Genomic DNA, 13,556 nt, shown 5'->3' with positions numbered 1-13,556 from the left:
CTCAGCCTGAGACGTTGACGATCCACGATTTTCTGTGTAGCAGCGATCATCATGAAAATCGCAACGGTTCTTGCAGTGGTAGGAAAGCGCACGGGCAGGATGGTGTAACCATCCGGCGACAGCCACCCGTGCGCGACAAACAGGCTCCTGACGGGGCCTTTTTTTATGCCCGAAATTCCTCTTGCGCCCGAATTCGGCGACGCCCCGTCAACCCATCCTCATCACGCTACGGGACAGAACCATGACAGGCGATAATTCCATTCGGCATACGAGCAACCGCATGACAGGAGCGGAGATCGTTCTCCGCGCACTCAAAGACAATGGTGTGGAGCATATTTTCGGCTATCCCGGCGCGGCCATATTGCCGATCTATGACGAGATATTCCAGCAGGACGACATCAAGCATATCCTTGTGCGCCACGAACAGGGCGCCGGCCATGCCGCCGAGGGTTATGCCCGGTCCACAGGCAAGGTCGGCGTGATGCTGGTCACGTCAGGCCCAGGCACGACAAATGCCGTGACGCCCCTGCAGGACGCACTGATGGATTCAGTGCCGATCGTCTGTCTGTCCGGACAAGTGCCGACAACATTGATCGGCTCCGATGCGTTTCAGGAATGTGACACGATTGGCATCACGCGATCCTGCACCAAGCACAACTCTTTGGTCAAAGACGTCAATGACCTGGCGTCAGCGATCCATGGGGCATTCCACATCGCCCGGTCGGGGCGGCCGGGGCCTGTTCTCGTCGACATGCCGAAGGACGTTCTGTTTGCGTCCGGAATGTACACGCCGCCTTCGGACGTTGTCGCGCTGAAGAACTATCAACCGAAGCTGCAGGGCGATATCGGCAAGATCGGCCAGGCGATAGAATTGATGGCCAATGCCAGCCGTCCCGTTATTTATGCCGGCGGCGGCATCGTCAATTCCGGCCCGGAAGCATCGAGGTTGCTCCGGGAGCTGGTTCAACTGACCGACTTTCCGGTCACCTCGACGCTGATGGGCCTTGGAGCTTACCCCGCCTCCGGCAAGAACTGGCTCAAGATGGTCGGTCTGCATGGTTCCTATGAGGCCAACATGGCGATGCACGATTGCGACGTCATGATCTGTGTTGGCGCGCGCTTCGATGACCGCGTGACCTCGCGTGTGGACGCTTTTTCGCCGAACTCCAGCAAGATCCATATCGACATAGATCCGTCCTCGATCAACAAGAACGTCCACGTCGATATCGGCATACAAGGCGATGTCGGCAATGTTCTGGATGACATGGTTCGTCTATGGCGCGCATTGCCTCAGAAACCGGATGGAGGCCGCCTCCAGGACTGGTGGAGAAGGATCGCCGGCTGGCGCGCACGCAATTCATTCTCCTATGAGATGAACAAGGATGTGATCATGCCGCAATATGCGGTGGAGCGTCTCTACGCGCTGACGAAGGATCGCGACACATACATCACCACTGAAGTGGGCCAGCATCAGATGTGGGCGGCCCAATTCTACGGCTTGGAAAAGCCGAACCGCTGGATGAGTTCGGGCGGCCTCGGGACGATGGGCTACGGCCTGCCGGCGGCGCTGGGCGTGCAGATCGCACATCCAGACAGCCTTGTCATCGATATTGCCGGCGACGCATCGGTTCAGATGACCATGAAAGAGATGTCGACGGCAGTCCAGTACGACGCGCCGATCAAGATCTTCATTCTGAACAACGGATATATGGGCATGGTTCGCCAGTGGCAGCAAATTCTTCACGGCAACCGCCTCGCGCATTCCTATTCCGAGGCCTTGCCCGATTTTGTCAAATTGGCCGAGGCGTTCGGAGCGGTCGGCCTGCGCTGCGACAAACCAGCCGACCTTGACGATGCGATACAGGAGATGATCGATGTGGGCGGGCCGGTGCTCCTTGACTGTCGTGTTGCCAAGCTCGCCAATTGTTTTCCGATGATCCGGACTGGCAGGGGGCACAATGAAATGCTGTTGCCCGACGACGCGGCCACAGGTGAAACATTCGCCGGTGCGATCGATGCGGTCAGCCAGGGATTGGTATAAACGCTGCGGCGCCTTGGGTCTGTCAGGGCGCATAAAAAAAGCCGCCGACGAGCCTGCAGCTGCACATAATCAAAAAGGGAGAATGGAGGTTTCTGTTGCCAGGTACCTCCGAACCCCGCCTAGAAGTGCGAACCACTAGGGCTTGAATTGAAGCTATCGCACCGCTTACGCGGCGAGACGTGCTTCCGCATAGTTGTCGTTGGCAACTATAAGTTTAGCCCGATAACGGTGGTACAATGCCGGGCAAAAGTACGATCTTTACACCTTCGTCGATCCTATTTCGCCCCCAGCAAAAGCCGCTCCTGAGCAGCGGTTTTTGGTGGAGGCGCCGGGTACCGCCCCCGGGTCCGAACGGCTTATTTCATCGCCTGTTTATCGCCATAGTCGGTCGCGCCGACGAAGCGAATATAGGGACTGGCGGTGGAAAATGAAAGGCCGGAATGCCACTTTCGTCGGTGCCAACGTGGATCATGAAGGGTTGACTTGTAGCCGGTCTCAACCGAAGCTTTGTGGCGGTGAGGAGACCTAGCGCATACTTGCGGCAGCGCGCCACAATCCTCATCAACCGGATCCCGTGGCGCCGACGAGGGGAAATTCGATGGCCGATTATCTTGCAGACGTAAAGAAATATGATGCGGCGGCGGATGCCGACGCGGTCGCCAAGATCGTCAAACATCTGGGCATCGCGCTCAGGAACCGCGATTCCTCGCTGGTGTCCTGCACCGACCCGGAGGAACTGAAGCGCGTCAGGAACAGCTGGGTCGCCGGCAAGCTCGGCGTCACCGACGGCGCCAAGGCAGATGCGGCTATCGAAAAGGCCTGCAAGGCGATGGCGGCCGACAACAGCAAGAGCCGGGTGACGTTCTATTACCTTGTCGCCAGGGATCTGGGCATGCTCGGCTCGCTCTGAGCAACCTCGCCGCTGATGCTGGTGAGGCTTCTGCTGGAATCGTCTCGCTTTGCTGTGTTCGGCCGACGGTCATTCGGCTATGATGGCTGACAACCCGAATCGGACCGGAGCAGATGCGCCAGTATCTCGATCTTCTGAAGCATGTGCTGGAAAACGGCACTGATCGCGGCGACCGTACCGGCACCGGAACGCGCTCGGTATTCGGCTACCAGATGCGCTTCGACCTGGCCCGCGGCTTTCCGGTCACCACCACCAAGAAGCTGCACCTGAAGTCGATTGTCCACGAGCTTTTGTGGTTCCTGGCCGGCGACACCAACATCAAATATCTCAACGATCACGGCGTCTCGATCTGGGATGAGTGGGCCGACGAGAACGGCGATCTTGGTCCGGTCTATGGCAAACAGTGGCGGTCGTGGCCGGACGGCCATGGCGGCGTGATCGACCAGATTGCGAATCTTCTGAAGGAGATACGCAAAAATCCTACTTCGCGGCGGCTGATCGTTTCGGCGTGGAACCCGGCCGAGGTGGAGGCCATGGCGTTGCCGCCCTGCCACTGCCTGTTCCAGTTCTATGTTTCGGAAGGCAAGCTTTCCTGCCAGCTCTACCAGCGTTCGGGCGATATCTTTCTCGGTGTGCCGTTCAACATCGCTTCCTATGCGTTGCTGACGCTGATGGTGGCGCAGGTGACCGGATTGAAACCCGGCGATTTCATCCACACGCTCGGCGATGCGCATCTTTACTCGAACCATTTCGAGCAGGCGTTCGAGCAATTGCGGCGCACGCCCAAGGCGTTGCCGACGCTATGGATAAACCCCGAGGTGAACGATCTCTTTGCCTTCCGCTTCGAGGATTTCCGGCTCGACAACTATTTCGCCGACGCGACGATCAAGGCGCCGATCGCGGTCTAGCACCATAGCTGACCGTCCATATCGAAATTGCCTACTGCGGCTACGCCCTTGGGCTTTGTCAGCATTCTACTTGATCGGCCGACGTCGACCTGACGCAATCCCTGGTCGCTGTTTTTATGCAATATTTCCTTCGGCCTCGATACCGCTGTATCCAACGAAGATTATCGCAGGCTACGAAAACCTCAGCCCAGAAGACCGTGGGCGGTAAAGAAGCTTTCCTTGTTATGTTCACATGGATATATCGATAGACGGCTTCGGGCGATCCGGGACGAGGAGAGTTTCATGCTGACGCGCAAGGGTTCGACGACGATTGCCAAAGTCGGTCTCGCCGCCATGCTGATGGTCGTGGTGCCGGCGGCCTATGCCGATGACAAGGTGGTCGTGTTTGCTGCGGCGAGCCTCAAGGAAGGGCTCGACGCCGTCAACAAAGCCTGCGAGGCCGACGTCGGCGAGGTGGCAACCATTTCCTACGCGGCGAGCTCGGCGCTGGCCAGGCAGATCGAAAGCGGCGCGCCGGCAGACGTGTTCATCTCGGCCGATCTCGACTGGATGAAATATCTTTCCGACAGGAAGCTGACCAAGCCCGAAACCGAAGTGAAACTGCTCGGTAACCAGATCGTGCTGGTCGCGCCGCGGGATTCCAAGGTCGAGACCAGGATTGAAAAGGGGTTCGCTCTTGCCGGGCTCGTCGGTGACGGCAAACTTGCCATGGGCGATGTCAAGGCGGTGCCGGCCGGCAAATACGGCAAGGCAGCCCTCGAATCGCTCGGTGTCTGGTCTTCCGTCGAAGGCAAGGTGGCGCAGGCCGAGAATGTCCGCGCCGCTCTAAAGCTGGTATCGACCGGCGAGGCAGCACTCGGCATCGTCTACGCGACGGATGCGCATGCCGAGCCCGGCGTGAAGGTGATCGGCACTTTCCCCGCGGGTACCCATCCGCCAATCATCTATCCAGTCGCCCAGCTTGCGGATTCTAAGAGCAAGGATACCCCGGCATTCCTAAAATGCCTGCAATCCGCCAAGGCTGGCGAACTCTTTAAGGCGCAAGGTTTTACCGTGCTCGCGCCGAGCAATTAGGGCAACGCGCTGACGCATGAACTGGCTGCTGGATCTTACTCCCGACGAATGGAACGCGGTCCGGCTGTCGATCAAGGTGGCGACCGTGGCGATGATCGCCAGCCTGCCGCCGGGCGTAGCAATCGCCCTTGTGCTCGCCCGCGGCCAGTTCTGGGGCAAGACGCTGCTCAATGGTCTGGTGCATCTGCCGCTGATCCTGCCGCCGGTGGTGACTGGCTATTTGCTGCTTTTGACTTTCGGCAAGCGCGGTCCGGCCGGGGCTTTCCTGGCCGAGCATTTCGGCATCGTTTTTTCCTTTCGATGGACGGGCGCCGCGCTCGCCTGCGGCGTAATGGGTTTTCCGCTGATGGTGCGGGCGATCCGGCTGTCTATCGAGGCCGTCGACCGCAAAATCGAGGCGGCCGCCGGCACGCTCGGCGCCAATCCGCTATGGGTATTCGGCACGATCACCCTGCCGCTTATCCTGCCCGGCCTGATCGCCGGTGCGATCCTCTCCTTCGCCAAGGCGATGGGCGAATTCGGCGCGACGATCACCTTCGTCTCCAACATCCCGAACGAGACGCAGACGCTGCCGTCGGCTATCTACACTTTCACGCAGGTTCCCGGCGGCGACGCCGGAGCGCTCAGGCTGACGCTGATCTCGATCGTCATATCGATGGCGGCACTCGTGGCCTCGGAAGTGCTGGCGCGGCGTGTCGGCCGGCGGATGGACATCGAATGACGGTTCAGGTCGACATCAGCCACCGGCTTGGCGGTTTCGCCGTCAATGCCCGCTTCGAGAGCGCCGGGCGGCTGACTGCGCTGTTCGGGCCTTCCGGCTCCGGAAAGACGACGCTTATAAATTTGATTGCCGGGCTGATCCGCCCCGACAAAGGCCGTATCGCGGCCGAGGGCCGCGTGCTGGTCGATAGCGACGCCGGCCTGTTCGTGCCGAAACACAAGCGGCGGATCGGCATGGTGTTCCAGGATGCGCGGCTGTTTCCGCATATGAGCGTGGCGAGCAATCTGCGCTACGGCCGTTGGTTCACGCCGGCTGCCGAGCGCTACGCTGATATCGATGGCGTGGTCGAATTGCTCGGCATCGGTCATCTGCTCGACCGGCGGCCGGCAAAACTCTCCGGTGGCGAGAAGCAGCGCGTGGCAATCGGCCGGGCGCTGCTTGCCAGTCCGAAATTGCTGCTGATGGACGAGCCGCTGGCGTCGCTCGACGAGGCGCGCAAGGCCGAGATCTTGCCTTATATCGAGCGGCTACGCGACGAGACAAAAATTCCGATCGTCTATGTCAGCCACTCGATCGCCGAAGTGGCGCGGCTGGCGAGTGACGTCGTGGTGCTGATGCAAGGCAAGGTCGCCGCTACCGGTCCGACCGGAGCGATCATGCAGCGTCTGGATCTATTGCCGGCCGAAGAGCGGGGCGAGGGCGGTGCCGTGCTGGATACCGCGGTTCTGCGCCACGACGAGGCGTTTGGCATGACCGTGCTTGGCTCGGCGGCAGGCGAGATCCGGGTGCCGCTTCTGGCAATGCCAGTCGGTGCGCCGGTGCGCGTCCGCATCCGTGCCCGCGACGTGATGATCGCCACCGAGCAGCCGGTTGGCCTCAGCGCGCTCAACATATTGCCGGGCACGATCGTGGCGATAGAGCCGGGCGAAGGGCCTACGGTCGAGATCGGCCTCGACTGCAATGGCGCAACCGTGCTTGCCCGCATCACCGAACAGTCGCGGCAGACGCTGGGGCTTCGGCTTGGTCGACAGGTCTTCGCCGTGGTCAAGACGGTGAGCTTCGACCGGGCGAATACCGGCGCCGGCATGCCGGCCGAGGCGGATGGGTGAACGGCCGATGATTCGCTATATCGTTTGGGAATAGCGGTATCGCTGCAGAACTTGTAGAATAGCGTGACCGCAGAGGAGCAAATGCCGTCGCTGAGTTTGCGGATAAATCTCGATCCGGATGGCCGCATCGGGCCGGGCAAGATCGAGCTTCTGGAACAGATCGCCGCCTTCGGCTCGATTTCCGCCGCGGCGCGCGGCATGGAGATGTCCTACAAGCACGCATGGGATCTGGTCGAAGACATGAACCGGGTGTTCGGTAAGCCGCTGGTTGCGGCACAGACGGGCGGCAAAAAAGGCGGTGGCGCCCAGTTGACGTCGGTCGGGCTTGCTGTGGTCAGCCGCTTCCGCGCCATCGAGCGGGCTGCGTCTTCAGCAGCGGCGGCGCATATGGAGGCGCTGCAGGCCGAGATCGACGCAGCGTGAGCTCGGCGGAATTCATGCCGCGCTCGATCCCTGCTACTCCTCCGGCTCGCCCGGCTTGCGCAGCAGATAGGTGTCCATGATCCAGCCTTTTTTCCGGCGGGCCTCCTCACGGGTGCTCACGATCTTGTCGCCGACGTCGCCAATCCGGCCCGAGATGACGATCTCGTCGGGGGTGCCGAGGTAGGCGCCCCAGTGGACGGTGACGTCCTTGTCGTCCAGCGTGTTGAAGGCGCATTTGCCGTCCAGCATGACGATGGTGCTGCCGGCGTTTTCGGGCAGACCTTCCTCGGTGAGCCGGCGGCCGGTGGTGATCAAAATGGCGTCGCCGATTCGGTTCAATGCCATTTTGTGACTGGCGGCGAGTGCCTGGATGGCGGTGATGCCAGGGATGACCTCCAGCTCGAACGCGATATTGCCTCTGAGGCGCACGCGATCCAGGATGCGCAGCGCGCTGTCGTAGAGCGATGGATCGCCCCAGATCAGGAAGGCGCCGCAGCCATCTTCGGGGAGTTCGTCGCGGATCAGGCCTTCGTAGATCACGGCGATCGCTTCGTGCCAGTCGTCGACGGTCGAGCGGTAGGAAGGCGCCGGTTCGGCGCGCACCGGCAACTCGAATTCGACACGGCGGGAGTTCGGATTAGTGACGAAGCGGTCGCAGATCTGGTGGCGCAATTCGGCGAGGTCGCTCTTCTTGGCGCCCTTGTCGGGAATGAACAGCACGTCGGCCCGATTGAGGCCGTTGATGGCCTGGACCGTCATGTGCTCCGGATTGCCGGCGCCGATGCCGATGACGAGAAGCTTGCGCATGGGCGAACTCCTGCCCGATCGGAACCGGCGTGTCTAGACCGACACGACATGCCGGCAGGCGCCGGCGCATTTGCCGAAAGGCTTTGAAACGCCACATTGAACAGCTAGAGTCCTGTTGGCATTCTCGCCGGGGGAGTTTCCATGTTCCGTTACGTCTTGACCGCAGCCTTGGCGCTCTCGGCTACGCCTGCGCTCGCCAATGATTCGGTCGCCGAACTCGGCACTGGTGGGCTGATCCTTTCGCGCAGCGATGCGGTGGCGATGGAAAGCGAGGATCTCTACATCTCGCCGGAAAAGGTGACGGTCGACTACGTCTTCCGCAACAACACCGACAAGGATGTCAATGCGATCGTCGCCTTTCCGATGCCCGACATCGAAGGCGACCCCGAAGAAATACCGGCAATTCCGGAGGCGCAGAGCGACAATTTCCTCGGCTTCGAAGTGACGATCGACGGGGTGCCGGCAAAGCCGCAGCTCGAGCAGAAGGTGTTCGCGCTCGGCATCGACATCGGCGCTGACCTGAAGGCGCAGGGCGTGCCGTTCTATCCGTTCGGCGATGCGGCCAAGGCAGCGCTGGCAAAGCTGCCGCAAGCGGTCACCGACGACTGGGTCAATCGTGGCATCATCATCGAGGACACCGCCGACGACGGTTCGGGCATGAAGACCGTCTATACGCCGTTCTGGCAATTGCGCTCGACCTATTGGTGGCGCTCGACCTTTCCGGCCAACAAGACGGTCCATGTCTCGCATCGCTACAAGCCGAGCGTCGGCGGCACCTCCTCGGTCAGCTTCTTCTATGACGGCCAGTTCCAGGGCCAGTATGCCGCCTACAAAACACGCTACTGCATGGACGATGCCTTCGAGAATGCCGTGCGCAAGGCAGCCAAGGACGATCCCGACGGCTATCCCAAATATTTCGAGAACCGCATCGCCTATATCCTGACCACGGGCGGCAACTGGGCCTCGGGAAACATCGGTACGTTCAAGCTGACCGTCGACAAGGGCGATCCGAAGAACCTGGTCTCGTTTTGCGGCGAAAACGTCAGGAAGATCGGACCGACGACGTTCGAGATGAAGGCGCAGAACTTCTACCCCGAGCACGACGTCGACATATTGCTGCTGGAGCCATCCGATGGCGGGAACGGCGGCTGATGGATCTCGCGATTTATGTCGCCATCGCCGAGAACGGCGTGATCGGGCGCGAGGGTGGGTTGCCGTGGCGGCTTTCCACCGATCTCAAGCGGTTCAAGGCCGATACGATGGGCAAGCCCATCATCATGGGCCGCAAGACCTATGAAGGCATCGGCCGGCCATTGCCGGGCAGGCTCAACATCGTGGTGACACGAGACAGGGCATGGCGCGCCGAGGGCGTCGAAGTCGCGCACTCAATCGAGGACGCGATCGCGCTGGCGACGGTGCGCGGGCGCTGCATGGCCGGCGCCGACGAGGTCTGCGTCATCGGCGGCGGGGAGATCTACGCTCAGGCGCTGCCGTTGGCCGATAGGCTGCACGTGACCCATGTTCTAGCCAGGGTCGAAGGCGATGCCCATTTCCCGCCGATCGATCCGGCGCTGTGGCGGATCGTCCGCTCGCAAGACCTGGCGGCTGGCGAAAAGGACAGCCATGCGACACGCTATTCGGTTTACGAGCGGCGCCGCGACGTGCATTGAAGACGACAAAGGGTCGCGACAGGTCTAAATGGACCCAAAAGGCGGACAGTGGCGGCAGCCGATCGCGTTGAAAGCGTGCCGTTGCATCCCTATAGAAGAATAATATTGGATTTTGCGCCGGTGAGCCGGCGCTTGAGGGAATTCCAAGCGAAAGGACACCCATGCCCTGGAACGACAAGAGCGGCGGCGGCGGCCCGTGGGGCGGCGGCAACAATCAGGGGCCTTGGGGTCAGGGACCCAAGGGACCCAGCGGCCCACAAGGCTCGCCTCCCGATCTCGAGGATATCATTCGGCGCGGGCAGGACAGGTTGCGGCGCGCGCTGCCGGGCGGCGGTGGCGCGAGCCCGGCCGTGTTCGGGCTGATTGCCGCGGCGCTGGTGGTGCTATGGGCGTTCAAGGCGGTCTACACCGTGCAGCCCGACGAAGTTGCGGTCGAGCTCAGGTTCGGCAAGCCGAAGGCGGAGCTCTCGCAGCCTGGCCTGCATTTCCATTGGTGGCCCATTGAAACGGTCGAGACCGCCAACATCGCCGAGCAGCTTGTCAGCATCGGCGGCGGCAGTTCCAGCGGCAATGGCCTGATGCTTTCCGGCGACCAGAACATCGTCAATGTGCAGTTCTCTGTGGCCTATCAGGTCTCCGACCCTAAGGCCTATCTGTTCGACGTGTCCGACCCGGACGGCATGCTGCAGCAGGTCGCCGAAAGCGCGATGCGCGAAGCGGTCGGCCGGCGCCCGGCGCAGGACATTTTCCGCGACGACCGGCAAGGCATTGCGGCGTCGGTGCGTGAGATCATCCAGACGACGCTGGACGGCTACAAGGCCGGCCTCAACGTCAACGCAATTTCGATCGAGGACGCCGCGCCGCCGCGCGAGGTGGCAGACGCGTTCGACGAGGTGCAGCGGGCCGAACAGGACGAGGACAAGTTCGTCGAGCAGGCCAATCAGTATTCCAATCAGAAGCTCGGGCAGGCGCGCGGTGCGGCCGCGCAGATCCGGGAAGACGCGGCCGCCTACAAGAACCGGGTCGTGCAGGAGGCCGAAGGCGAGGCGCAGCGCTTCATCTCGGTCTATGACGAATATGCAAAGGCGCCGGAAGTGACGCGCAAGCGGCTCTACCTGGAGACGATGGAGAGGGTGCTGAAGGATTCGAGCAAGGTCATCGTCGAGCAGGGCAATGGGCAAGGGGTGGTTCCCTACCTGCCGCTGCCGGCATTGCAGCAGAAGGCGCCGGCACCGGCCACCGGAGGAAACCAGTGATGGCCAACCGTCTTCCCGTCATTGCGGTCATCGCCGCGGTCATCCTGTTCCTGCTCTATTCGTCGGTCTTCGTCGTCAATGCGCGCCAGCAGGCGCTGGTGCTCAGGTTCGGCGAAATCGTCGACGTCAAGAACCAGCCGGGCATCTATTTCAAGGCGCCATTCTCCTTCTTCGATGCCGACACCGTGCAGCTGATCGAAAACAGGGTGCTGCGCTTCGACCTCGACAACATCCGTGTCCAGGTTTCGGGCGGCAAGTTCTATGAGGTCGATGCCTTTATCGCCTATCGTATCTCGGACCCGCGTGTGTTCCGCGCCGCGGTCTCCGGCCAGATCGAACTGGCCGAGGCCCGGCTGAGGACGCGTCTCGACGCCGCCTTGCGCCGCGTCTATGGCCTGCGAGACTTCGAGGCGGCGCTCTCGGAAGAGCGCGCCGTGATGATGCGCGAGGTGCGCGATCAGCTGAGGCCCGATGCCACCTCGCTTGGCCTGCAGATCGAGGATGTCCGCATCCGCCGCACCGATCTCACGGCCGAAGTTTCGCAGCAGACCTTCGACCGCATGAAGGCCGAACGTCTCGCTGAAGCCGAGCGGCTGAGAGCGCGCGGCAACGAGGCAGCGCAGCGGATCAGGGCTCGCGCCGACCGCGAAGTGGTGGAAATCGTCGCCGAAGCGCAAAAAGAGTCTGAAATCCTGCGTGGTGAAGGTGAAGCCCAGCGCAGTGCCACGTTTGCCGGTGCCTATCAGCGCGATCCGGCCTTCTTCGATTTCTATCGGTCGATGAATGCCTATGGCACGGCGCTGAACAGTACCGGAACGACGATGGTGCTGTCGCCGAATTCCGAGTTCTTCCGCTTTTTCCGCGACCCGAACAGCAAGGAAACGCCTGCGGCACCGGCGGCACCACCGCCTGCCGCTCCCGCCGCACCGGCGGCACAGCCAAGCACCGGCCAGTAGGGCCGGTGCAGGGGCGGCGGCGTAACGGAGGATTTATCCTCTGGCCGTAGCCATAGCCGCAAACGTGCCTTATTTCTTGCCAACATGACGCGGACCGGCATTTTTGCCGAAGCGGTTTTTTCAGAACACCCGGAGGCCTTTCGATGACATCCACCACCCTTCTGCGTGCAGCGAGGCGGACGTTCATCGCCGGGGCCGCCGCGCTTCTGGTCGGCGCCGTTGCCGTTCCCTCGTTCGTGGCGCCGACGATGGCAGCCGACGGGCCGCCCTCGGTTGCCGATCTCGCCGCCGGCCTGCTTGGCGCCGTGGTCAACATCTCGACGTCGCAGACTGTTAAAGGCACTGAGGGGCCGGGCGCAGTGCCGATGCCGCAGCTGCCGGAAGGCTCGCCCTTCCAGGACTTCTTCGACGATTTCTTCAAGAACCGTGGCGGCGACAAGGGCGGCGGCGGGCAAAAGGTGCAGTCGCTGGGCTCCGGCTTCGTGGTCGACGCCGAGCAGGGCATCGTGGTGACCAACAACCACGTCATTGCCGATGCCGACGACATCGAGGTGAATTTCTCCGATGGGGTGACGCTCAAGGCGACGCTGGTCGGCACCGACACCAAGACCGACGTCGCGGTGCTGAAGGTCGATCCGAAAGGGCACAAGCTGACGGCTGTGAAGTTTGGCGATTCCAACAAGATGCGTGTCGGCGACTGGGTAATGGCGATCGGCAATCCGTTCGGTCTCGGCGGCACGGTGACGGTCGGCATCGTCTCGGCGCGCAATCGCGACATCAATTCGGGCCCGTATGACGACTTCATCCAGACCGATGCCGCGATCAACCGCGGCAATTCAGGTGGACCGCTGTTCAACAGCAGCGGCGAGGTCATCGGCATCAACACGGCAATCATCTCGCCGTCGGGCGGCTCGATCGGCATCGGCTTCTCGATCCCGTCGCAGCTTGCCTCGGGCGTCGTCGACCAGCTTCGCCAGTTCGGCGAGACGCGGCGCGGCTGGCTTGGCGTGCGCATCCAGCCGGTGACCGACGACATTGCCGAGAGCCTGGGCATGGCGACCGCCAAGGGCGCGCTGGTCGCCGGCGTCATCAAGGGCGGGCCGGTCGACAACGGCACCATCCAGGCCGGCGACGTCATCATCAAGTTCGACGGCAAGGACATCCATGAAATGCGCGACCTGCCTCGCGTCGTGGCGGAGAGCCCGGTCGGCAAGGCCGTCGACGTGATCATCGTGCGCAAGGGTGTCGAGCAGACCGTCAAGGTGACGCTCGGCCGGCTCGAGGATGGCGAGAAGCTTGCCAGCGGCGGTGAAAACGGCAACACCGACCAGGACGACGCCGACAAGGCGCCTGCGGTTTCGACGGCTTCCGTGCTCGGCATGACGATCGGCGAGCTCAATGACGAGACGCGCACGAAGTTCGGCATCGCCGCCGACGTCTCCGGCGTCGTCGTGACCGACGTCTCCAAGGATTCGGCGGCGGCCGAACGCGGCATCCAGCCGGGCGAGGTGATCACCGAGATCGCGCAGGAATCGGTCGCAACGCCCAAGGACGTCATGGACCGGATCGGTGCGCTGAAGGAGCAGGGGCGCAAGAACGCGCTTTTGATGCTGGCGTCGAAGACCGGCGAGCTGAGGTTTGTGACAATCCGGATGGATTGAGTCCGGAAGAGCCTGAAACA

The 13,556-nt window shown here is 62.0% G+C and carries 13 protein-coding genes and 1 other RNA gene; 12 read left to right on the top strand and 2 right to left on the bottom strand.

Features of this window, described 5'->3' with window-relative positions; genetic code table 11:
• Window positions 1-241 precede the first annotated feature (241 nt).
• Window positions 242-2,041 (top strand): acetolactate synthase 3 large subunit, encoded by a 1,800-nt coding sequence (locus NKH98_RS06885; RefSeq protein WP_352897306.1) that lies wholly within the window; start codon window positions 242-244, stop codon window positions 2,039-2,041.
• Window positions 2,042-2,122: 81 nt separating this feature from the next.
• On the opposite strand, the gene ssrA is transcribed toward NKH98_RS06885, so the two are convergent.
• Window positions 2,123-2,478: a transfer-messenger RNA gene (gene ssrA / locus NKH98_RS06880) on the bottom strand.
• 161 nt (window positions 2,479-2,639) lie between these two features.
• On the opposite strand from ssrA, the gene NKH98_RS06875 reads away from it, so the two are divergent.
• From NKH98_RS06875 to NKH98_RS06850, 6 genes are all read left to right on the top strand, one after another.
• Entirely contained in the window at window positions 2,640-2,951 is a 312-nt protein-coding gene (locus tag NKH98_RS06875; protein WP_254818940.1) for a DUF2853 family protein, read from the top strand.
• Window positions 2,952-3,064: 113 nt separating this feature from the next.
• On the top strand, window positions 3,065-3,859 hold the full coding sequence (locus NKH98_RS06870; protein WP_352897304.1) for a thymidylate synthase: 795 nt from the start codon (window positions 3,065-3,067) through the stop codon (window positions 3,857-3,859).
• 282 nt (window positions 3,860-4,141) lie between these two features.
• Complete coding sequence (modA, locus tag NKH98_RS06865) at window positions 4,142-4,933, top strand: molybdate ABC transporter substrate-binding protein (RefSeq protein WP_502894203.1); 792 nt, start codon at window positions 4,142-4,144, stop codon at window positions 4,931-4,933.
• Window positions 4,934-4,949: 16 nt separating this feature from the next.
• Complete coding sequence (gene modB, locus NKH98_RS06860) at window positions 4,950-5,654, top strand: molybdate ABC transporter permease subunit (protein WP_254818937.1); 705 nt, start codon at window positions 4,950-4,952, stop codon at window positions 5,652-5,654.
• A complete protein-coding gene (modC, locus tag NKH98_RS06855; RefSeq protein WP_352644638.1) occupies window positions 5,651-6,763 on the top strand; it encodes a molybdenum ABC transporter ATP-binding protein in 1,113 nt (370 codons plus the stop codon). Before modB ends, modC begins: the two co-directional genes overlap by 4 nt.
• An 81-nt stretch (window positions 6,764-6,844) precedes the next feature.
• A complete protein-coding gene (locus tag NKH98_RS06850) occupies window positions 6,845-7,186 on the top strand; it encodes a winged helix-turn-helix domain-containing protein (protein WP_023676697.1) in 342 nt (113 codons plus the stop codon).
• Window positions 7,187-7,219: 33 nt separating this feature from the next.
• On the opposite strand, the gene cobF is transcribed toward NKH98_RS06850, so the two are convergent.
• A complete protein-coding gene (gene cobF, locus NKH98_RS06845) occupies window positions 7,220-7,993 on the bottom strand; it encodes a precorrin-6A synthase (deacetylating) (protein WP_352897302.1) in 774 nt (257 codons plus the stop codon).
• A 141-nt stretch (window positions 7,994-8,134) separates the two neighbouring features.
• On the opposite strand from cobF, the gene NKH98_RS06840 reads away from it, so the two are divergent.
• The 5 genes from NKH98_RS06840 (at window position 8,135) to NKH98_RS06820 (ending at window position 13,536) form a co-directional block, all read left to right on the top strand.
• Complete coding sequence (locus tag NKH98_RS06840) at window positions 8,135-9,145, top strand: DUF4424 domain-containing protein (RefSeq protein ID WP_352897300.1); 1,011 nt, start codon at window positions 8,135-8,137, stop codon at window positions 9,143-9,145.
• Window positions 9,145-9,663, top strand: a complete 519-nt coding sequence (locus NKH98_RS06835; RefSeq protein WP_352808214.1) for a dihydrofolate reductase — start codon at window positions 9,145-9,147, stop codon at window positions 9,661-9,663. The genes NKH98_RS06840 and NKH98_RS06835 overlap by 1 nt, the downstream gene beginning before the upstream one ends.
• A 161-nt stretch (window positions 9,664-9,824) precedes the next feature.
• On the top strand, window positions 9,825-10,919 hold the full coding sequence (hflK, locus tag NKH98_RS06830; protein ID WP_023676693.1) for an FtsH protease activity modulator HflK: 1,095 nt from the start codon (window positions 9,825-9,827) through the stop codon (window positions 10,917-10,919).
• Entirely contained in the window at window positions 10,919-11,875 is a 957-nt protein-coding gene (hflC, locus tag NKH98_RS06825; RefSeq protein ID WP_254818932.1) for a protease modulator HflC, read from the top strand. Before hflK ends, hflC begins: the two co-directional genes overlap by 1 nt.
• A 143-nt stretch (window positions 11,876-12,018) precedes the next feature.
• Entirely contained in the window at window positions 12,019-13,536 is a 1,518-nt protein-coding gene (locus NKH98_RS06820; RefSeq protein WP_254818931.1) for a DegQ family serine endoprotease, read from the top strand.
• The last annotated feature ends 20 nt before the right edge of the window (window positions 13,537-13,556 follow it).

This window comes from Mesorhizobium sp. M0833, from assembly GCF_040319905.1.
Classification (GTDB): domain Bacteria; phylum Pseudomonadota; class Alphaproteobacteria; order Rhizobiales; family Rhizobiaceae; genus Mesorhizobium.
Note: the sequence above shows the minus strand (reverse complement) of the source record. Positions and strands in the feature narration are given on the sequence as shown.